We start from the raw sequence: 19126 nt of genomic DNA, 5'->3' as shown, positions 1-19126 counted from the left end.
GGGCAGTTCGGCATACCCGGGCGCAGTACGGCCGCCCGGGGACCCGATCTCCCGAAGGTGACTGAGCATGGTTGCGAAGAGCATGGTTTCGATGAAGAGCGGGGCCGGCCTGGCCGCCGCCCTGGGCGCCGCGATGCTGCTCGGCGCCGGCGCCGGCACGGCGCACGCGGCGCCGGCCGAGGGCGGCGCCAGCCTGGCCAAGACCGACCTCGCCCAGGCGCTGGGCGGCACCACCACCGGTCTCGGCTACGGCATCGCGCCGGTCAAGGACCTGCGCGTCGACCCCTGGGCCAACTCCTCCGCCGACGTGCTGAACAACGGCGCGACCGTCCAGCCGGAGGACACCGGCCTGGCCCCGGTCAGCACCAGCACGCTGACCGGTCCGCTGAGCGCCGGCGGCGGTCCGCGCGACCTGCCGGTCGTCGGTCAGCTGCTCGGCGCCCTGCCGGGCTGAGCACCGGCGCCGCACGGCCGGGAGCCCGGCGCGCCCTCCGCGGGGAGGGGGCGCCGGGCTCCCGTGCGCGCCGGGTCGGTCCGGACCGGCTCAGAGCTGGGCGAGCCCGGTCAGACCGCTCTGCTCCACGACACCGGTGGTGGTCGCCGTGGCGGTCGTGGCGAGGTCCCCCACCGAGTCGGTGACGGAGATCCGCTCGTCCTCGTTGCCGAGCGTCGCCTTGGCGCCCGGGACGGCCTGCACCGCGCCGGTGACCAGCCGCGGGTCGATCTCGCCGACCTTGAGCGTGCCGTCGGCCAGCTGCCCGGTGCCGTCCTGGGCCAGCGCGAGCGGCTTGCCCAGGCCGATCCCGGGGGTGTCGGCGCGCAGCGGGGCGGCCGGGGCCTCCAGCAGCAGCTCGCCGAGGTCGGCGCCCTGGTCGACCAGCGGCAGCGGGAGCTCCGCCTTGGCCGAGGGGCCCACCTTGCCGGTGCCGAGCTGGGGCACGATCCGCTCCGGGAGCAGCTCGTTGCCGGTGGTGCGGCCGGGCACGGCCGGCATCACCAGGGAGGTGGGGATGCCGCCGGAGATCCGGCTGTCCAGGGGTGCGAGCGGGACGTCGAGGGGGACCTGCTGGGTGGCCAGCCGGTCCTCCAGGGCCCCGACCTGGTCGGGACTGACCGCGGCGGCGGAGGCCGCGCCCTGGGAGGCGAGCACGCCCGCACCGACCGCCAGCAGCATCGCGCCGGCCCGCTTGGAGAACTTCATGCTTTTCACCGTTCTGCCTGTCCGTACTGGGGATCTGGGGGTCGGCCGCGCGCAGGGCGCAGCCGAAAGCACTCTGTCTCAACGAGACACCCGGAGCCCTGATTGCGGCCGTTAACCGGTTCGGCCTAATAATCCGACCGGAATCCCCCGGAAGTCGCGCCTCCCGGACTCTTTTCAAGAATCCCCGTAACCTTCCGTGGCGTCATTCTTTGATCTGAATGTCAGTGACCGCAGACCGGGCCTGAGCGTTCTACGCGTTGTACGCACGGAAACCAAAAGCATTCCAGAGAGGGATCTCCCCATGATCCAGAAGTCCTTCGCCGCCGCCGGCCTGGCCGTCGCCGCGCTGGCCGCCGCTGCGGCGCCGGCCTCGGCCATCGCGGACTCGGACGGCTCCGCCGCGTCCCTCCAGGGCAACGGCGGGACCAACTTCACCGGCACCGTCGGTGACAACAGCCCGAACTTCCACTTCCTGGACAACGCGAACGTCTGCCTCCCCGAGATCCACAACATCGCGGTCGGCGTGCTCGGTGTGGCCGTCCCGGTCGAGGTCCCGATCGCCAACAGCGGTGGCAAGCAGTACTGCACCCAGGGCCAGGGCACCCAGAGCAAGGGCGACTCCGGCGTCTCCCACCTCATCGGCTGACCTGCCGACCCCGCACCACCTCCTGAACCACCCTTCGAATCGCTCCCCGATTCATCCCCCGAGAGGAAACCCGAAATGATCAAGAAGACCCTCGCCGCCGCCGGCCTGGCCGCCGCCGCCATCGCGATGTCCGCCGGTTCGGCCTCCGCCATCGCCGACTCGGACGGCTCGGCCGTCTCCGCCCAGGGCAACGGCGGCACCAACCAGACCGGCACCCACGGCAACAGCTCGCCGAACTTCCACACCCTGGACAACGCGAACATCTGCCTGCCGGAGGTCCACAACATCGCGGTCGCCGTCATCGGCGTCGCGGTTCCGGTCGAGGTCCCGGTCCTGAACAGCACCCCGAAGCAGATCTGCAACGTCGGCCAGAACACCCAGTCCTCGGGCGACGCGGGCGTCTCGCACCTGATCGGCTGATTGCCGCCACAGGACAGCGACGGAGGGCCCGGGGACGTGTCCCCGGGCCCTCCGGGCTTCGGTGGATCGACTGTCCGGTCGGCCCGTACCCACGGGCGCGGGCCGTCCGGGTGACAGGCCGTCGGGGCGGCGCGTGGAGCGCCGCGGCCGACGGCAGCGTGTGTTCACGTGTCAGTGGCAGGGCGCTCCGACCGAGCGCTCCGGAAGAGAGGGCAGATCCAATGAAGAACAAGCTGGGCAAGGCCGCGCTGACCGCCTTCGGCGCGCTGGCGCTCGCGGGTGTCGCCACCCCGGCGTTCGCGCACGTCGGCCTGGCCGGCGGCGGCGAGTTCGTCGCCTCCGCGCACCCGGTGTTCGCCGCCGGTGAGTGGTACGGCCTCGCCCACACCTCGCACATCCACACCGGCGCGCATGCGTTCGGCGCCGCCACCTCCACCGACGCGCTCGGTGGCCTGGAGGGCTTCGCCCACGTCGGCTGACGCCCGGGTGGTACGACGGAGGCCGGACCCCGCCCGGGGTCCGGCCTCCGTCGTGCTCACGGCTCCGACTACTTGATCATCGCGGCGGTTTCGAGCGCCCAGTAGGTGAGGATCTGCTCGGCCCCGGCCCGGCGGATCGAGGTCAGCGTCTCCAGGATCATCCGCTCCCGGTCGATCCAGCCGTTGGCCGCGGCGGCCTCGACCATCGCGTACTCGCCGGAGACCTGGTAGGCGACGACCGGCACCGGCGAGGCGTCGGCCACCTGGCGCAGGATGTCCAGGTAGGCCATCGCGGGCTTGACCATCACCAGGTCGGCGCCCTCGGCGACGTCCAGCTCCAGCTCGCGCAGCGACTCCCGGGCGTTCGCCGGGTCCTGCTGGTAGCTCTTGCGGTCGCCCTTCAGCGAGGAGCCGACCGCCTCGCGGAACGGGCCGTAGAACGCCGAGGCGTACTTGGCGGTGTAGGCGAGGATGCCGGTGTCCTGGTGCCCGGCCTCGTCCAGGGCCTTGCGGATCACCCTGATCTGACCGTCCATCATCCCGGACGGGCCGACCAGGTGGACGCCCGCGTCCGCCTGCACGCGGGCCATCTCGGCGTAGCGCTCCAGGGTCGCGTCGTTGTCCACGCTGCCGTCGGCGGCCAGCACGCCGCAGTGGCCGTGGTCGGTGTACTCGTCCAGGCAGAGGTCGGACATGACCACCAGGGAGTCGCCGACCTCGGCGACCACGTCCCGGATCGCCTGCTGCAGGATGCCGTCCGGGTTGGTGCCCTCGCTGCCGACCGCGTCCTGCACCGCGGGCACGCCGAACAGCATGAGGCCGCCCAGGCCCGCCTCGGCCGCCTCGACCGCGGCCTTGCGCAGCGTGTCGCGGGTGTGCTGGACCACGCCGGGCATCGACGACACCGGGACCGGCTCGCGCACGCCCTCGCGGACGAACAGCGGCAGGATCAGCTCCGCCGGGTGCAGCCGGGTCTCGGCGACCAGCCGGCGCATCGCCGGGGTCGAGCGCAGCCGGCGCGGGCGAACGTACGGGAATTCAGCGGACACGGCTTCTCTCTCCGAACGGTTGGGCGGCGCCGGGGGCGACGGTCGGCCGCCCCCGGCCCCGGTTGGTGGGCGCCGGCCTCAGCGCGCCTTGCGGCGCGAACCGGGACGGCGCTCGCTGGGCCGGTAGACCGGCTCGCCCGCCGCGGTCGCGGTGTCGCGACGCCTGGCCCCGAAGTCTGCCAGGGCCTGGGCCAGCGCGGCCGCCGACGGCGCCGGGGCCATCACGTCGACCCGCAGGCCGTGCTCCTCGGCGGTCTTGGCGGTGGCCGGGCCGATGCAGGCGATGACCGTGACGTTGTGCGGCTTGCCGGCGATGCCGACCAGGTTCCGCACGGTCGAGGACGAGGTGAACAGCACCGCGTCGAAGCCGCCGCCCTTGATCGCCTCGCGGGTCTCGGCCGGCGGCGGCGAGGCGCGCACCGTCCGGTAGGCCGTCACGTCGTCGACCTCCCAGCCCAGCTCGACCAGGCCGGCGACCAGGGTCTCGGTCGCGATGTCGGCGCGCGGCAGCAGTACCCGGTCGATCGGGTCGAACACCGGGTCGTACGGCGGCCAGTCCTCCAGCAGCCCGGCGGCGGACTGCTCGCCGGACGGCACGAGGTCCGGCTTCACGCCGAAGTCCACCAGGGCCTGCGCGGTGGTCTCGCCGACCGCCGCCACCTTGATCCCGGCGAACGCCCGGGCGTCCAGGCCGTACTCCTCGAACTTCTCGCGGACGGCGCGCACCGCGTTCACCGAGGTGAAGGCGATCCACTCGTAGCGGCCGGTGACCAGGCCCTTGATCGCCCGCTCCATCTGCTGCGGGGTGCGCGGCGGCTCGACCGCGATGGTCGGCACCTCCTGCGGCACCGCGCCGTACGAGCGCAGCTGCTCGGAGAGGCCGGTGGCCTGCTCCTTGGTGCGCGGCACCAGGACGTTCCAGCCGAACAGCGGCTTGGTCTCGAACCAGGAGTGCGAGGCGCGGTGCGCGACCTGCTCGCCCACCACGGCTATCACCGAGGTCGCCGGGTCCACCGGGGCGGAGACCGGCGAGGGCAGTACCCGGGCCGCCTTGAGGTCCGCCGCGATGGTGGCCAGGGTGGCGGTGAAGGTGCGCTGGCGGGTGGTGGTGCCGGAGAGCGTCGCGCTGAGCGCCGACTCCGGCTTGCGGCCGTTGGAGACCAGCGCGTTGGCGGTGGCCGGCAGCTGGCCCAGGGTGGTGCGCACCACCAGGGTCGTCTCCGGCGCGCCCAGGTCCACCGGGCTGCCGGCGAGCAGCGCGGCGCCGTCCACGAAGCGGACGTCGGTACCGCCCACCCCGCGCAGCGGGACACCCGCGTAGGCCGGCACGCCGACCGACTGGGCGACGCCCGGGATCACCTCGAAGTGGATGCCGTGGCCCGCGCAGCCGAGCATCTCCTCGGCGGCGCAGCCGTCCAGGCCGGGGTCGCCGTCGACGGTGCGCACGACGTGCTTGCCCGAGCGGACCGCCTCGGCGACCAGCTCGGCCAGGTCGAACTCCGGGCCCTCGGCGCCGGGGGTGTGCACCTGCACACCGGCCGGACAGTGGCTGCGCACGGCGGCGGCGGTGAGCGGGTCGGCGACCAGGACGTCGGCCGAGGACAGCACCTCGACCGCGCGCAGGGTCAGCAGGCCCGGGTCCCCGGGGCCCGCGCCCAGGAAGGTGCACCGGCCCGCGGCGGGCGTCCCGCCCGGGAAGGGGCTGTCGGCCGGGAACGGCGTCTCGGTGGCGGCGGTGGGGCTCATCGGGCTCGCTCCCCCATCAGGGCGGCCGCGCCCGCGTCGAGCAGCCGGGCGGCCAGCGCGCGGCCGAGGGCCGCCGCCTGCCGCTCGGCGGTCTCGTCGAGGACGATCGGACCGTTGGCGGACATCTTCAGCAGGGTGGCGCCGTCGACGGTGCCGACCACGCCCTCCAGCCGCAGTTCGTACTCGTGGCCCCAGGTGGCCAGCGCGGCGACCGGTGCGGAGCAGCCGGCCTCCAGGGTGGCCAGCAGGGCGCGCTCGGCGGCGACCGCGGCCCGGGTGGGGGCGTGGTCGAGGGCCGACAGCGCGGCGGCCAGCTCACCGTCGGCGCGGGCGCACTCGATGGCGAGCGCGCCCTGGCCGGGTGCCGGGAGCATCAGCTCCGGGTCGAGGTGCTCGGTGACCTCGGCGGCGCGGCCGAGCCGGTTCAGGCCGGCGGTGGCCAGCACCACCGCGTCCAGCTCGCCGGAGGCCACGAAGCCGATCCGGGTGTCCACGTTGCCGCGGATCGCCACCGTCTCGATCTGGGCGCCCCGGCCGCGGGCCCAGGCGTTGAGCTGGGCCATCCGGCGCGGGGAGCCGGTGCCTATCCGGGCGGTGCGCCCGGCGCCGGCCAGCTTCTCCACCAGCTCGTCCAGGGCCAGGCCCTCGCGCGCCACCAGGGCGTCGCGGGCGTCCTCGCGGGCGGGGACGGCGGCCAGCGCCAGGCCCTCGGGCTCGGCGGTGGGCAGGTCCTTCAGCGAGTGCACGGCGAAGTCGATCCGGCCCTCCAGCAGCGCGTCCCGCAGGGCGGAGACGAAGACGCCGGTGCCGCCGATCTGCGCCAGCGCCTCCTTGGAGGTGTCGCCGTAGGTGGTGATCTCCACCAGCTCGACGGGGCGCCCGGTGACCCTGGTCACCTCGCGGGCGACCATGCCCGACTGGGCCATGGCGAGCGCGCTGCGCCGGGTGCCGAGCCGCAGCGCTGCTGCGGTGGCGGCCGGGGCCTGGTCGGTGAGCGGTTGACCATTCATGAGGTGATCGTCCCGGTGGTACTCGTGGGATGGCTGACGGTTCATCTGGCGCCCCCGCCCGAAGGCTGGGTGCCGATCGGGGTGCCCGAGACCGCGTGCACGGCCGCCGGGTCGAGGTCGAACAGCTCGCGCAGCGCGTCCGCGTAGGACGCGCCGCCCGGCTCGGCGGCGAGCTGCTTCACCCGCACGGTGGGGGCGTGCAGCAGCTTGTCGACGACACGGCGGACGGTCTGGGTGATCTCGGCGCGGGACCGCTCGTCCAGGGCGGGCAGCCGCGAGTCGAGACGGCCCAGCTCGGCGGCGACCACGTCGGAGGCCATCGCCCGCAGCGCCACCACGGTCGGGGCGATCCGGGCGGCCCGCTGGGCGGCGCCGAAGGCGGCGACCTCGTCGGCGACGATGCCGGAGACGGCGTCGACGTCGCCCGCGCCGGGGGTGGCGGCGTGGGCCTGCGAGAGGCTCTCCAGGTCGACCAGGAGCGCGCCGGGCAGCTCGTGCACGGCGTGGTCGACGTCCCGCGGCATGGCGAGGTCGAGCAGGGCGAGCGGGGTCCCGCCGGCGCGGGCGGCGACCGCCGCGGCGACGTCCTCGGCCCCGATCACCACGCCGGCCGCGCCGGTGCAGGAGATCACCAGGTCGACATCGGCCAGCGCCTCGGGCACCTTGGCCAGCTCGACCGTCCGCGCCACGTCGGCGCCGAGGATCTCGACCAGGCGCTCGGCGCGCTCGGGGGTCCGGTTGGCGACCAGCAGATCGGTGACGCCGGCGCGGACCAGCGTGGCGGCGGCCAGCGAGCTCATCGAGCCCGCCCCGACCACCAGGGCGCGCTTGCCCGCGATCTCGCCCGCGCCGGCCGCGACCTGCTCCAGGCCGAAGGTGACCAGCGACTGGCCGGCCTTGTCGATGCCGGTCTCGCTGTGCGCCCGCTTGCCGACCCGCAGGGCCTGCTGGAACAGCTCGTTCAGGCCGCGCCCGGCGGTGTGCTGCTCCTGGGCCTTGGCCAGCGCGTCGCGCAGCTGGCCGAGGATCTGCCCCTCGCCGACCACCATCGAGTCCAGGCCGCAGGCCACCGAGAAGAGGTGGTGGACGGCGCGGTCCTCGTAGTGGACGTAGAGGTGGGAGGTCAGCTCCTCCAGGTCCACCCCGCTGTGGTGGGCCAGCAGCAGCGACAGCTCGGCGACGCCGGCGTGGAACTTGTCCACGTCCGCGTACAGCTCGATCCGGTTGCAGGTGTTCAGCAGCGCCGCCTCGGCGACGGTCGCGGTGGCCGCCGCGTCGTGCAGCAGCCGGGTCGGGACGTCACCGGTCAGGGCGGCGCGCTCCAGCACGCCGACCGGGGCGGTGCGGTGGCTCAGGCCTACGACGAGGAGGCTCATGCCCGCCCCCCGGTGCCACGGATCCCGCACCGCACGCGCCCGGCCCGCTGCGACCGACGACCGCTCCGCACCACGCGCACCTTCCCGATGGTTCGCTCGCTCACGCCGGCATCACCGCGGAGAGCTCGCCCTCGCCGCCGGCCTTGCCGGGCTTGGCCTTCGCCGGCGCCTCGTCGTCCTTGGCCGGCTCGGCGGCCGGACGGGCCTTGCCGGAGCCGGCCGCGGCGCGGCGCAGCTTGGCCGCGGCCGCGCGGACCGGGCCGGGGGCGCGGTCCAGCACCGACTCGGTGCGGTCCGGCTCCTCGCCCGCCTTGCGCTGCTCGTGGAAGGCCAGGATCTGCAGCTCGATGGAGAGGTCCACCTTGCGCACGTCCACGCCGTCCGGAACGGTGAGCACCGTCGGGGCGAAGTTCAGGATGCTGGTGACACCGGCCTCGACCAGGCGGTCGCAGACCTGCTGGGCGGCGCCGGGCGGGGTGGTGATGACGCCGATCGAGACGTGCTGGTTCTCCACGATGGACTCCAGTTCGTCCATGTGGCGCACCGGCAGCCCGGCGGCGCTGCTGCCGACCACGGCCGGGTCGGCGTCCAGCAGGGCCGCCACCCGGAACCCGCGGGACGCGAAGCCGCCGTAGTTGGCGAGCGCGTGGCCGAGGTTCCCGATGCCGACGATGACGACCGGCCAGTCCTGGGTCAGGCCCAGCTCGCGGGAGATCTGGTAGACGAGGTACTCGACGTCGTAGCCGACGCCGCGGGTCCCGTACGAGCCCAGGTAGGAGAAGTCCTTGCGCAGCTTCGCGGAGTTCACGCCGGCGGCGGCCGCCAGCTCCTCCGAGGAGACGGTCGGCACGGAACGCTCGGAGAGCGCGGTGAGTGCCCGCAGGTAGAGGGGAAGGCGGGCGACGGTCGCCTCCGGGATGCCCCGGGCACGCGAGGGTCGGCGCGCGGCGCCCTGGTCGGGCGTCTGCGAACTGCTCTGTGATGATCGGCCGATTGCCACGGTGCTCCTGTGGGTGAAGCTGGGCTTTGGCAGCCAGGCTATGCGTTTGTGAACGTGTGCACAAAGATGGTGTCCGATTTGTCCCCGCACAGTGATGCGCATCACGCCGACGAGTCCATAGCACCGGTCCCCGTCGGCACCGCCGCCGGGGGCTGCGCACCGGGCGGCCGGAGGCCGTACGGCGGCTCCCGGCGGAGCTGCGGGACGACCGCCCCGGCGGCGTCCGAGCGGGCCCGGCCCAGCCTCGGCCACGGCACCCGGGCCGCCTCGCGCAGGGGCGCCGCCCAGTCGTCGGGCGGGCAGGACGGCGCGTCCAGGCAGTGCCGGAGCAGCCCGGCGGTGGCCCGGGCGTCGCCCAGCGCGGTGTGCGCGGGGAACCGGCCCAGCCCGGCCGCCTCCGTGCAGGCCGCCAGGCCGAAGCCGCCCGCCTCCGACAGGTGCGCGCGGGCCAGCCGCATCGTGCAGAGCAGCGGGACCGGCGGCAGGGCCACCCCGATCCGGGCGAACTCGCGATCGAGGAAGGCGTGGTCGCAGGTCACGTGGTGGCCGACCAGCACCCGGCCGGCCAGCAGCTCCAGCAGCCGCGGCGCGACCTCGCGGAACCGGGGGGCGCCCACCACGTCGGCCTGGGCTATCCGGTGCACATGGGTGGGGCCGACCGGACCGGCCGGATCCAGCAGGGTGCAGAACTCGCCCTCGGCGCGGAGCCGCTCGTCCAGCAGGACGACGGCGACCTCGACCACCCGGTGCCGCCACGGGCTGCGGCCGGTCGTCTCCACGTCCACCACCGCGAAGCCCCCGCCGGCTGCGGGCACGGGCGTCCCTGGGGTCGGACCGGGAAGCATGGCGGCACTCCTCGTGTGCTCAGCCCCCCATGGGCGCAGACGAGTTCGATCGTAAGCCGACGAACATCGCCGTTCCCAGGCCCGGTACGGGATTCTTCACAACGATTCGGCGAACCGCCCCCGCCGGTCGGCGGGGGCGGTCCGCCGCCGTCAGGCGCCGAGCGCGGCGCGCAGGCGGCGCTCGTCGACCCGCCAGAAGTCGTGCTGACGCCCGTCGATCAGGGTGACCGGGATCTGCTCCCAGTACGCGCGGTACAGCTCCTCGTCCTGGGTGATGTCCTTCTCCTCGAAGGTCGCGCCCAGCTCGCCGGTCACCCGCACGATCACCTCCCGGGCGTCGTCGCAGAGGTGGCAGCCCGGCTTGCCGACCAGGGTCACGGTACGGTCGGCCGGCTCGGGGCTCTGGTTCTTGTCACGTCGCAGCAGTGGGCTCACCCCGCCATTGTGCGCCCGCCCCACCCCGGCCCCGACGCCCGGCCGGCCCGGGCACCGCCCGCCCGGGACCCGGCGCCGGACCGGTCGCTGTTCACCCGGTGGGCACGTCGCCGTCACGGCCCCTCCCGGCCCGGCTCGATATGCTCGACGGCATGGCCGTGCTCCGAAGGCTCACCCAGTCAAGGCGTTCCACCACCGAGCGGAACGCCCTGGCCGGCGAGGCCGCCGCCGAGGCCGCGGAGGCCGCCCTGCGGGCCGCCACGGACGCCCCGCACGACCCGGACGCCCCCGCCACGCCGACCGCCGCGCAGGCGGCGACCGCCCCGGCTGGCTCCGACGAGCGGCCCGCGAAGGCCCCCAAGGCACCCGCCGGCAACCACACCCCCGAGCGGGACGACCCGCGCGCCGCCGCCTTCTTCGACTGCGACAACACCATCCTGCGCGGCGCCGCGATCTTCTACCTCGGCGTCGGCCTCTACCGCCGCGGCTTCCTCACCCGCCGCGACATCGCCCGGTTCGCCTGGCAGCAGGCCTGGTTCCGGCTGCACGGCACCGAGGACCCGGACCACATGGCCGACGCCCAGCACACCGCGCTCGGCCTCGTCGCCGGCAAGCGCACCGCCGAACTCGAAGCCATCTGCGAGGAGGTCTTCGAGGAGGTCATCGCCGAGAAGATCTGGCCCGGCACCCGGGCCCTGGTCCAGATGCACCTGGACGCCGGCCAGCGGGTCTGGCTGGTCACCGCCGCACCGCTGGAGGTGGCCCGGGTGATCGCCCGGCGGCTGGGCATGACCGGCGCGCTCGGCACCGTCGCCGAGGCCCGGGGCGGCCTGTACACCGGCCGGCTGGTCGGCGACCTGCTGCACGGGCCCGCCAAGGCGGCCGCCGTCGGCGCGCTGGCCCGGCGCGAGCGGCTCGACCTGGAGCGCTGCGCCGCGTACAGCGACTCGGCCAACGACATCCCGATGCTCTCGCTGGTCGGCCATCCGTACGTGGTGAACCCGGACGGCGCGCTGCGCCGCCACGCCCGGGCCCAGGGCTGGCGGGTGCGGGACTTCCGGACCGGGCGCAAGGCGGCCCGGGTCGGGCTCCCGGCCGCCGCCGCGCTCGGGGTGGCCGCCGGGGCGACGGCCGCCGGCATCGCCCTGCAGCGCCGCCACCGCGCCTGAACCGCGGACCGGACCGGGGTGGGGGCCACGCCCGGCGGCCACCGCCGAACCACCCCCCTGCGAGGGTGACCGGCCGTCAATCCGTACACCGAACACGGCCCCCGTACGGGCTAACTCCCCTCCGCCGGCCGGGAGCCCGAAGAGCCTGAACGAAGCTGCCACTGGATGACCGGTTCTGATCGTTCGTCAGACGGGGAAAGTCGGGGATTACCAAGGCCAACCAAGGGGAAACCGGCCGTCCGACCGCCTAATTGGTCACCCGGTGCACATGTTCGATCACGTTGAGCCGGATGAACGATGACACGTTCGGTCAGTGTCAGCCGAATATGCACGCCATGTGGATCCCAAACGACCACTTCGACCACACGGTGTAGCTGTCATTGCACAAAGCGTTATTCTCTCCTGGATGCACGTCACCCACGCGCCCCGCTCGAACGGGCGGCGCGGGCGTGCTCTCCGCGCAGGCGGAGGTGATCCGTCCACAGTTCTGCCTCTGGGAGTCCCGTGTACCCACCCGTCCGGAACGACGCGCCTGCACCCTCCCGCCCGTCGCCCGCCACCCTGCGCTCCCGCACCAGCCTGCGCGGCCGCCCGGCCTCGGCCCGGCAGATCTCCACCGGCCTGGACCTGTTGCGCACCCTGCTCCGCAGCCAGCTCGCCACCTCACCCCAACTGGTGCCCGCCGGAGTCCCGTGCGGCCAGCAGCCGCAGCCGGCCGGTCTCGCCCTGCGCACCACGGCCGCCGGCTCCACCGGAACCGGCTCGCGCGGACGGACCGGAGCCACCGGCAGCAGCGGCCGCAGCCGGGCCCGGACGGCCCCGGCCCCCGGCTACGAGACCGAGCACAACCCGATCATGGAGCTGGTCGAGCGGGCCCAGGCCGGCGAGAGCGACGCCTTCGGCAGCCTCTACGACCACTACGCGGACACCGTCTACCGCTACATCTACTACCGGGTCGGCAGCCGGGCCACCGCCGAGGACCTCACCAGCGAGACCTTCCTCCGCGCCCTGCGCCGGATCGGCACCTTCACCTGGCAGGGCCGCGACTTCGGCGCCTGGCTGGTGACCATCGCCCGCAACCTGGTGGCCGACCACTTCAAGTCCAGCCGGTTCCGGCTGGAGGTCACCACCGGGGAGATGCTCGACTCCAACGAGTGCGAACGCAGCCCGGAGGACTCGGTGCTGGAGTCGCTCTCCAACGCGGCGCTGCTGGACGCGGTGCGGCGGCTCAACCCGCAGCAGCAGGAGTGCGTCACGCTCCGCTTCCTGCAGGGGCTCTCGGTGGCCGAGACGGCCCGGATCATGGGCAAGAACGAGGGCGCCATCAAGACGCTCCAGTACCGCGCGGTACGGACGCTGGCCCGGCTGCTGCCGCCCGACGCGCGGTGAGCGGCGCGAGGACCGGGGGCGGTGCCGCGGACGGCACCGGCGAGATATCCGGCGGGCCGTCACCGACGGCGGCGGTCCGACACGTCCGGGTGAACGGTCGATCCGATGATCAGCCGTGCGTAACCGACCGCCCGCACCGCTCGTTGGCCAGCGTGCAAGCCTCCACCAGGCGTACGGTCAAGTCGAATTGCGACCTCTCACCCGATGGAGTGGCTTTGGCCCGCCGAGGCAACCGTCCGGCAGGCCGGGGTGTCGACAACGACGAAGGGAGGTGTGGCCCGTGACGGCAAACGTGCTGGAGCACCGGCGGGCGAAGGCCTTCGCCGAGGCGCTGGAGGCCCACCAGGCAGAGGAACGCGGCGCCGCCGGTTCCGCGGCGGCCAACGCCGCTTCCACCGGCGCCGGTTCGACCGCGATGGCGGAGCTGGTCGGCATGGTCGGCGCACTCGGCGCGCTGCCCGGACCGGCACTGGACCAGGAGGTCCGAACGGTCCAACGCGCTCAGCTGATGGCCGCGTTCGAGCAGGTCTTCGCCGGTGGGCCGGGTGCCGCGGTGCCCCGCCAGCGCGGCCACCGGGCGGTCCGGACCGCCCCCCGCGGCCGCTGGAGCCGCCGGTTCGCGATCGGCGGCCTGGTCGCCGGGCTCGCCGTCGGCAGCCTCGCCGGCGCGGCCGCCGCGAGCGCCAACGCCCTCCCCGGGGACACGCTGTACGGCATGAAGCGCGGTCTGGAAGGGCTCCGGCTCGACCTCGCGGACACCGACAGCGAGCGCGGCGAGCTGCTGCTGGACAACGCGGCCACCCGGCTCGGCGAGGCCAAGAGCCTGGTCGGCCGGACGGACCCGGGCGGCTCGCTCAGCCCGGGCACCGTCGACCAGGTCCGCAGGGCGCTCGACGACATGCACGCCGACGCCCTCAAGGGCCGCGACCTGCTGCGCTCGGTCTACCGCAGCAACGGCTCGCTGGACCCGATGCGGGCCCTGGCCGGTTTCGCCCAGGACGAGGACGGCCACTGGACGGAGCTGCAGAGCAAGCTGCCGGTCCAGCTGACCTCGCAGGCCCACCTGGTGGACCAGCTGTTCGACGACATAAGCGAGGACGTCGCGCCCCTGCGACTGGCCCAGCCCCCCGCCAAGAGCGGTGGACCGGCCGGCAGCGGGGCGGGCGGCGGCGCGGGTCATCCGGCCGACGGCGGCTCGCAGGGCGACGCCCCGGCCGTCGGCGGCAACGCCGCACCGGGCGCCGGGACGGCCCAGGGCGGCGCGGGCAGCGCGAACGGTGGCAAGCCCGGCAGCACCGAGCGGGCACCGTCCGCCGGGGCGAGCACGCCCGGTGGCGGCGCCGGTGCGCCCAGCAGCGCACCGAGCAACGCGGCGGGCGCGGTCGGCGGGCTGGTCGACAACCTCACCAGCGGGCTGACCGGTCAGAAGCCCTCGCCGAGCGCGGACCCGGCACCGGACCAGGCGGCCCCGCAGCCGTCCGGCTCGCCCAGTGCCGCGCCCGGCACGGCACCGCAGGGTGTCGACGTGCCGCCGCTGATCCCCGGGCTGCTGCCCGGTCTGCGGATCCTCGGCGGCTGAACGGGCTGCCTCGGCTGCATCGGCTGAATCAGCTCGACCGGCCGGACGGGCCGATCCGGCCGAACTGCCGGACGGTCGACGGGCCGGTGGTGCGGTACGGCGTGAGCCGCCCCGCACCACCGGCCCCGCGACGCGGGAGGGGCCCGGCGGCATCCGCCGAGCCCCTCCCGCGTCCGTGCCTCACGGGCACCCGCGGACGGCCTCAGAAGAACACCGAACGCCGCTGCACCAGCAGCTTGTAGAGGGTGTGCTGGATGGTCTCGCGCACCTCGTCGGCGAGGTCGAAGGTCAGCATCGGATCGTCCGCCGCCTCCACCGGGTGGCCGTCGGTGGCGATCGGCTCGCCGAACTGGATCGTCCACTTGGTCGGCAGCGGCACCGCGCCGAGCGGTCCGAGCCACGGGAAGGTCGGCGTCACCGGCACGTACGGCAGCCCCAGCAGCCGGGCCAGCGTCCGGAAGTTGCCGATCATCGGATAGGTCTCCTCCGCCCCGACGATCGCGCAGGGGACGATCGGCACCCGGGCCCGCAGCGCCGAGGAAACGAAGCCGCCGCGCCCGAAGCGCTGCAGCTTGTACCGCTCGGAGAAGGGCTTGCCGATGCCCTTGAAGCCCTCCGGCCAGACCCCGACCAGCTCGCCGCGCTCCAGCAGCGCCTGGGCGTCCTCGTTGCAGGCCAGCGTGTGACCGGCCTTGCGGGCCAGCTCGTTGATGCCGGGCAGCACGAACACCAGGTCGGCGGCGAGCATCCGCAGGTACCGCCGGCTCGGGTGGTGGTCGTGGATGGCGACCTGGGTCATCAGGGCGTCCAACGGGATCGTCCCGGAGTGGTTGGCGACGATCAGCGCGCCGCCCTCGGCCGGGATGTTCTCGATCCCGCGCACCTCGACCCGGAAGTACTTCTCGGCGAGCGGGCGCAGCAGCGAGAGCAGCACCTCCTCGGTGAGCTCGCGGTCGAAGCCGAACTCGTCCACCTCGTAGTCACCGGTGACCCGGCGGCGCAGGAAGGCGAGGCGCTCGGCGGCCCGGCCCTCCCAGCCCTTGCCGAACAGCCGGGTGGCGGCCGGGCCGAGCCGGCCGGCCAGCGCCCCGCCGACGGCGTCGGCGAGCTGGTCGGCCAGGCCGGCGGGGCGGTCGGGCTCGCTCCAGCTCGGCGCGGACTCGATCGGGATGACCTTGGCCTGGCCCGGCGCGTTCTCGGCAGCGGCACTCATCGCGGGTTCAGCTCCTGGGTCGGCTGGCATGGGAACGGGCGGCCCGCGCGTACTCCGGCCCGAGCAGCGCGGCCAGCCCGTCGGTGACGGCGGCGAGCCGCGCGGGCGGCAGCAGGCCGGCGGACTGGGCGGCGGCGAAGTCGGCGAAGGCCTCGGCGGTGGTGAACCGCGGCCGGTAGCCGAAGGTCTCGCGCAGCCGGGCGGTGTCCACCACCCGGCCGTGGGTGAGCAGCCGCAGCTGCTCCGGCGAGAAGTCGACCATCCTGGTCTGCCGGGCCAGCGCCGCCATCCAGCTGATCGCGGGCAGCAGCAGCGGCAGGGTCGGCCGGCCGAGCCGGCGGGCGCACTGGGAGAGCAGCAGGACGCCCTCCCCCGCCACGTTGAAGGTGCCGGTGTTGACGGTGTCCGGCTCCGGCGGCAGCGCCGCCCGGCAGAGCACCTCGACGACGTCGTCCTCGTGGGCGAACTGCAGCCGGGGGTCGTAGCCGAGGACGGTGGGCAGGACCGGCAGCGCGAAGTACTCGACGAGCGGGGTGTCCGCGCCGGGGCCGACGATGTTGGCGAACCGCAGGACGGTCACCGCGACGTCGGGGCGGCGGCGGGCGAAGCCGCGGACGTAGCCCTCGACCTCCACCGCGTCCTTGGCGAAGCCGCCGCCCGGCAGGTTCTTGGGCTGGGTCCGCTCGGTGAACACGGCCGGGTCGCGCGGCGCCGAGCCGTACACGCCGGTGGTCGACTTCACCACCAGCCGGCGCACTCCGGGGGCCTTCTGGCAGGCGCCGAGCAGCTGCATGGTGCCGATGACGTTGGACTCCTTGACCGAGGAGCGGTTCGTGGAGCCCAGTCCGGTGGCGCTGACGGCGAGGTGGACGACGGTGTCGACCCGGTGCTCGGCGATCACCCGGGCGACCGCCGGGCGGCGCAGGTCCAGCTGGTGGAAGCGGTACGGGGCGGCGGGGCCGTCCGGTTCCTCGACGGGGTGCCGGGGCGGCTGCACGTCCACGCCCACCACCAGGTCGACGTCGGGCCGGCGGCGGAGCTCCGCGACGAACCGGGCTCCGAGGTGGCGCGCCACGCCGGTGACGAGCACGACCATGCCCACAGTGCTGCACCCCATTCCTCGGCCTCGGCGGGCCTGCGTGCACCGTACCGCGCCGCCGTGGCGGGCCGTGAGACGACACCGCCCGCCCGGGCCACGAGGGCCTGGACGGGCGGTGGAAGCACCGGGCGCGCAGGGCGCGGCGGGCGCTTACTTCTTGTTGCGACGCTGCACGCGGGTGCGCTTCAGAAGCTTGCGGTGCTTCTTCTTGGCCATACGCTTACGACGCTTCTTGATGACAGAGCCCACGGAACAACCCTCGCTCACTGAGACTCCCGTCCGTGAGAGACGGAGTCCATACGACTGACGGAGGGCCTAGCCTACCGTCCACGCGGCCAGGGCCGTAATCGTGCTCCCCGGACCGGGAAACTCGCGGGAAATCCGCGGCAAACGAGCGCGGGGGCCACCGGCTGTGACCCCCGCCCACGTCAGCCGAGTCCTACGCGCTTTCGAGCCGCACGTAGGACTCCTTGAGGTACTCGTGCACCGCCTGCTGGGGCACCCGGAAGGACCGACCGACCCGGATGGCCGGCAGCTCTCCGCTGTGCACCAATCGGTACACCGTCATCTTCGACACCCGCATGACCGCGGCCACTTCGGCCACGGTCAGGAAGACGACTTCCTGCAGGGGGCGTTCGCCGGAACTCATGACCATCACCCGACCCTTACCCGTGTGCAAGGCACCGGCTTCCCCTCCGGTGACTCCACCGGCACACGTGTATCCCCAGAGTAGTTATGGGTGGTACCAGTGGGAAGAGGGAGAAGCCCAGTCCTCGTACGGTGAGAGATAGTCCTGTTGCATTACGTAGTCACTCGGCGGTCTGTCGCAGGGGTCGTGCGCACCGCCCGGCGCCTCCACAACCGGGGGCCGGGGTTCAGGGCAGCAGGCCGTGGTGCGGCAGCACGGCGCGGCGGCTGGCCAGGATCGCCTGGTCGAGGCGGTCGGCCGGATCGTATCCCGCGTCGAAGTCCCGCCAGACCGGCCGAGCGCCGTCGGTCATCCGCAGCGGGGCCGGCCGGCGGGTGCGCCGGTAGACCTCGGCGCGCCAGGCCTCCGGGGTCTCGGTGGCCGGGTCGACGGGCCGGCCGGCGGCGGTGGCGACCAGATGGGTCCAGGTCCGCGGGACGACGTCCACGACGGCGTACCCGCCGCCGCCCAGGGCGATCCAGCGGCCGTCGGCGTGCTCGTGGGCCAGGGCGTGCAGTTCCTCGGCGATCATCCGCTGGGCGTCCACGGTGACGGCGAGGTGGGCGAGCGGGTCCTCCAGGTGGGTGTCCGCGCCGTGCTGGGTGACCAGCACCTGCGGGCGGAAGGCGGCCAGCAGTTCGGGCACCAGGGCGTGGAAGGCGCGCAGCCAGCCGGAGTCACCGGTACCGGCCGGCAGCGGCAGGTTGGCCGCCGAGCCGGGCGCGGCCGGGCCGCCGGTCTCGGTGGCCCAGCCGGTCTGCGGGAAGAGCGTCGCGGGGTGCTCGTGCAGCGAGACGGTGAGCACCCGGGGGTCGTCCCAGAACGCCTGCTGGACGCCGTCCCCGTGGTGGACGTCCACGTCGACGTAGGCGACCCGCTCGGCGCCGAGTTCGAGCAGCCGGGCGATGGCGAGCGCGGGGTCGTTGTAGATGCAGAAGCCGGACGCCCGGGCGGGCATCGCGTGGTGCAGTCCGCCCGCGAAGTTGACGGCGTGCGGGGTCTCGCCGCGCCAGACCGCCTCGGCGGCGGCGACCGACTGCCCGGCGATCAGCGCGGAGGCGGAGTGGACGGCGGGGAAGGCCCAGTTGTCGTCGGTGCCGAGCCCGTGCCGCAGGTCCACCTCCTCGGGGTGGGCGGCCGCGTGCTTGACCGCCGCGACGTACTCCCGGGTGTGCACCAGCCGCAGGGTGGAGTCGCCGGCGGGCGGTGCGGACCGGACGGTGACGCCGGGCCCCGCGCTCAGCCCGAGGGACTCCACCAGGCGCATGGTGAGCGCCAGCCGGTCCGGGTCCATCGGGTGGCCGGGACCGAAGTCGTAGGCGGTGACGGCCTCGTCCCAGAAGAGGTGCAGGCCGCAGGGGGTGTCACGCTCGGCTTCGGGCATGGCGTCCACGGTAGTGCGTGCGCGCGCCGCGACCGCCGCCAGGTCACACCCCCGGGGGTCGGTGAACGGCCCGCCCGGGCGCGGGCCTACCTCCGGGAGAGCCGGGCGGCCGGGCCCGGTGCGGGCGCCGGCGCGGTGACGGGCGTGCTCAACCGGCTGGAGAAGTCCGGGTACGCCCGCCGCGAGGCCGACCCGGCCGACCGCCGCCGGGTACGGGTGGTGATGGAGGACTCCGCGCAGGCCCGCATCCTCCGGGTCTACGGCCCGATGTACGAGCGGTTCGGCCGCCTGTTCGCCGACTACACCCCGGACGAGATCGCCGTGCTCGCGGACTGGTTCACCCGCGCCAAGGCCCTGTTGCGGGAGTCGCTGGACGAGATCCGCGAAGGCTGAGCGCC

The 19126-nt window shown here is 74.3% G+C and carries 21 protein-coding genes; 8 read left to right on the top strand and 13 right to left on the bottom strand.

Annotation, left to right across the window (positions count from 1 at the left end; genetic code table 11):
- The first annotated feature begins 67 nt into the window (after positions 1-67).
- Complete coding sequence (locus tag ACFWA9_RS06085; RefSeq protein ID WP_329488295.1) at positions 68-454, top strand: hypothetical protein; 387 nt, start codon at positions 68-70, stop codon at positions 452-454.
- A 90-nt stretch (positions 455-544) separates the two neighbouring features.
- Here the strand turns inward: ACFWA9_RS06085 and ACFWA9_RS06080 are convergent, their stop codons facing one another.
- Positions 545-1201, bottom strand: a complete 657-nt coding sequence (locus ACFWA9_RS06080; RefSeq protein ID WP_380383553.1) for a hypothetical protein — start codon at positions 1199-1201, stop codon at positions 545-547.
- Positions 1202-1502: 301 nt separating this feature from the next.
- Between ACFWA9_RS06080 and ACFWA9_RS06075 the strand changes: the two genes are divergently transcribed.
- The 3 genes from ACFWA9_RS06075 (at position 1503) to ACFWA9_RS06065 (ending at position 2746) form a co-directional block, all read left to right on the top strand.
- Complete coding sequence (locus ACFWA9_RS06075) at positions 1503-1847, top strand: rodlet layer protein (RefSeq protein WP_313764319.1); 345 nt, start codon at positions 1503-1505, stop codon at positions 1845-1847.
- A 75-nt stretch (positions 1848-1922) separates the two neighbouring features.
- Positions 1923-2267: a rodlet layer protein gene (locus tag ACFWA9_RS06070; protein WP_329488298.1), complete on the top strand. Its 345-nt coding sequence runs from the start codon at positions 1923-1925 to the stop codon at positions 2265-2267.
- Between the two features lie 221 nt (positions 2268-2488).
- Positions 2489-2746: a hypothetical protein gene (locus ACFWA9_RS06065; RefSeq protein ID WP_329488300.1), complete on the top strand. Its 258-nt coding sequence runs from the start codon at positions 2489-2491 to the stop codon at positions 2744-2746.
- A 68-nt stretch (positions 2747-2814) separates the two neighbouring features.
- Here ACFWA9_RS06065 and hemB read toward each other — a convergent pair whose 3' ends face one another.
- The 7 genes from hemB to ACFWA9_RS06030 all read right to left on the bottom strand — a co-directional run bounded on the left by hemB (position 2815) and on the right by ACFWA9_RS06030 (position 10207).
- The gene (hemB, locus tag ACFWA9_RS06060; RefSeq protein ID WP_352286196.1) at positions 2815-3795 is read right to left on the bottom strand and encodes a porphobilinogen synthase; all 981 of its coding nucleotides are present in this window, start codon (positions 3793-3795) and stop codon (positions 2815-2817) included.
- A gap of 78 nt (positions 3796-3873) precedes the next feature.
- Positions 3874-5541 carry a uroporphyrinogen-III synthase gene (locus ACFWA9_RS06055; RefSeq protein ID WP_352286194.1) on the bottom strand — a complete coding sequence of 556 codons (1668 nt, stop codon included), beginning with the start codon at positions 5539-5541 and terminating at the stop codon, positions 3874-3876.
- On the bottom strand, positions 5538-6551 hold the full coding sequence (gene hemC / locus ACFWA9_RS06050) for a hydroxymethylbilane synthase (protein WP_329488303.1): 1014 nt from the start codon (positions 6549-6551) through the stop codon (positions 5538-5540). The genes ACFWA9_RS06055 and hemC overlap by 4 nt, the downstream gene beginning before the upstream one ends.
- Positions 6552-6592: 41 nt before the next feature.
- Positions 6593-7927: a glutamyl-tRNA reductase gene (locus tag ACFWA9_RS06045; RefSeq protein WP_352286190.1), complete on the bottom strand. Its 1335-nt coding sequence runs from the start codon at positions 7925-7927 to the stop codon at positions 6593-6595.
- Between the two features lie 100 nt (positions 7928-8027).
- The gene (locus ACFWA9_RS06040) at positions 8028-8927 is read right to left on the bottom strand and encodes a redox-sensing transcriptional repressor Rex (RefSeq protein WP_380383548.1); all 900 of its coding nucleotides are present in this window, start codon (positions 8925-8927) and stop codon (positions 8028-8030) included.
- 101 nt (positions 8928-9028) lie between these two features.
- Positions 9029-9742, bottom strand: a complete 714-nt coding sequence (locus tag ACFWA9_RS06035; RefSeq protein ID WP_380383545.1) for an exonuclease domain-containing protein — start codon at positions 9740-9742, stop codon at positions 9029-9031.
- A 180-nt stretch (positions 9743-9922) separates the two neighbouring features.
- The gene (locus ACFWA9_RS06030; protein ID WP_329488307.1) at positions 9923-10207 is read right to left on the bottom strand and encodes a glutaredoxin family protein; all 285 of its coding nucleotides are present in this window, start codon (positions 10205-10207) and stop codon (positions 9923-9925) included.
- Between the two features lie 152 nt (positions 10208-10359).
- Between ACFWA9_RS06030 and ACFWA9_RS06025 the strand changes: the two genes are divergently transcribed.
- The 3 genes from ACFWA9_RS06025 to ACFWA9_RS06015 all read left to right on the top strand — a co-directional run bounded on the left by ACFWA9_RS06025 (position 10360) and on the right by ACFWA9_RS06015 (position 14344).
- Positions 10360-11376 carry an HAD family hydrolase gene (locus ACFWA9_RS06025; RefSeq protein WP_380383542.1) on the top strand — a complete coding sequence of 339 codons (1017 nt, stop codon included), beginning with the start codon at positions 10360-10362 and terminating at the stop codon, positions 11374-11376.
- A gap of 504 nt (positions 11377-11880) precedes the next feature.
- Positions 11881-12765 (top strand): ECF subfamily RNA polymerase sigma factor, BldN family, encoded by an 885-nt coding sequence (locus ACFWA9_RS06020; RefSeq protein ID WP_380383540.1) that lies wholly within the window; start codon positions 11881-11883, stop codon positions 12763-12765.
- Positions 12766-13045: 280 nt separating this feature from the next.
- Positions 13046-14344: a DUF5667 domain-containing protein gene (locus ACFWA9_RS06015; protein ID WP_380383533.1), complete on the top strand. Its 1299-nt coding sequence runs from the start codon at positions 13046-13048 to the stop codon at positions 14342-14344.
- A gap of 202 nt (positions 14345-14546) precedes the next feature.
- Here the strand turns inward: ACFWA9_RS06015 and ACFWA9_RS06010 are convergent, their stop codons facing one another.
- The 5 genes from ACFWA9_RS06010 to ACFWA9_RS05990 form a co-directional block, all read right to left on the bottom strand.
- Entirely contained in the window at positions 14547-15557 is a 1011-nt protein-coding gene (locus ACFWA9_RS06010) for a lysophospholipid acyltransferase family protein (protein ID WP_352286180.1), read from the bottom strand.
- Between the two features lie 7 nt (positions 15558-15564).
- Complete coding sequence (locus ACFWA9_RS06005; protein WP_380383640.1) at positions 15565-16659, bottom strand: NAD-dependent epimerase/dehydratase family protein; 1095 nt, start codon at positions 16657-16659, stop codon at positions 15565-15567.
- A gap of 147 nt (positions 16660-16806) precedes the next feature.
- A complete protein-coding gene (locus ACFWA9_RS06000) occupies positions 16807-16905 on the bottom strand; it encodes a 30S ribosomal protein bS22 (protein WP_003948845.1) in 99 nt (32 codons plus the stop codon).
- A 190-nt stretch (positions 16906-17095) separates the two neighbouring features.
- Entirely contained in the window at positions 17096-17305 is a 210-nt protein-coding gene (locus ACFWA9_RS05995) for a helix-turn-helix domain-containing protein (protein WP_148644250.1), read from the bottom strand.
- A gap of 226 nt (positions 17306-17531) precedes the next feature.
- Complete coding sequence (locus tag ACFWA9_RS05990) at positions 17532-18728, bottom strand: acetoin utilization protein AcuC (RefSeq protein WP_359834890.1); 1197 nt, start codon at positions 18726-18728, stop codon at positions 17532-17534.
- Between the two features lie 144 nt (positions 18729-18872).
- Here ACFWA9_RS05990 and ACFWA9_RS05985 point away from each other — a divergent pair, with 144 nt between their 5' ends.
- Complete coding sequence (locus tag ACFWA9_RS05985; protein ID WP_380383530.1) at positions 18873-19121, top strand: hypothetical protein; 249 nt, start codon at positions 18873-18875, stop codon at positions 19119-19121.
- The last annotated feature ends 5 nt before the right edge of the window (positions 19122-19126 follow it).

The sequence above is a fragment of the Kitasatospora sp. NPDC059973 genome, assembly GCF_042737525.1.
In the GTDB taxonomy this organism is placed as follows: Bacteria; Actinomycetota; Actinomycetes; order Streptomycetales; family Streptomycetaceae; genus Kitasatospora.
Note: the sequence above shows the minus strand (reverse complement) of the source record. Positions and strands in the feature narration are given on the sequence as shown.

Bases quoted from the DNA above. Each gene is read 5' to 3' on its own strand.
- ACFWA9_RS06055 (WP_352286194.1), bottom strand. From the start codon at position 5,541: ATGAGCCCCACCGCCGCCACCGAGACGCCGTTCCCGGCCGACAGCCCC.
- ACFWA9_RS06045 (WP_352286190.1), bottom strand. From the start codon at position 7,927: ATGAGCCTCCTCGTCGTAGGCCTGAGCCACCGCACCGCCCCGGTCGGC.
- hemC (WP_329488303.1), bottom strand. From the start codon at position 6,551: ATGAATGGTCAACCGCTCACCGACCAGGCCCCGGCCGCCACCGCAGCA.
- ACFWA9_RS06065 (WP_329488300.1), top strand. From the start codon at position 2,489: ATGAAGAACAAGCTGGGCAAGGCCGCGCTGACCGCCTTCGGCGCGCTG.
- ACFWA9_RS06070 (WP_329488298.1), top strand. From the start codon at position 1,923: ATGATCAAGAAGACCCTCGCCGCCGCCGGCCTGGCCGCCGCCGCCATC.
- ACFWA9_RS06025 (WP_380383542.1), top strand. From the start codon at position 10,360: ATGGCCGTGCTCCGAAGGCTCACCCAGTCAAGGCGTTCCACCACCGAG.
- ACFWA9_RS06075 (WP_313764319.1), top strand. From the start codon at position 1,503: ATGATCCAGAAGTCCTTCGCCGCCGCCGGCCTGGCCGTCGCCGCGCTG.
- ACFWA9_RS05990 (WP_359834890.1), bottom strand. From the start codon at position 18,728: ATGCCCGAAGCCGAGCGTGACACCCCCTGCGGCCTGCACCTCTTCTGG.
- ACFWA9_RS06010 (WP_352286180.1), bottom strand. From the start codon at position 15,557: ATGAGTGCCGCTGCCGAGAACGCGCCGGGCCAGGCCAAGGTCATCCCG.
- ACFWA9_RS06085 (WP_329488295.1), top strand. From the start codon at position 68: ATGGTTGCGAAGAGCATGGTTTCGATGAAGAGCGGGGCCGGCCTGGCC.
- ACFWA9_RS05995 (WP_148644250.1), bottom strand. From the start codon at position 17,305: ATGAGTTCCGGCGAACGCCCCCTGCAGGAAGTCGTCTTCCTGACCGTG.
- ACFWA9_RS06080 (WP_380383553.1), bottom strand. From the start codon at position 1,201: ATGAAGTTCTCCAAGCGGGCCGGCGCGATGCTGCTGGCGGTCGGTGCG.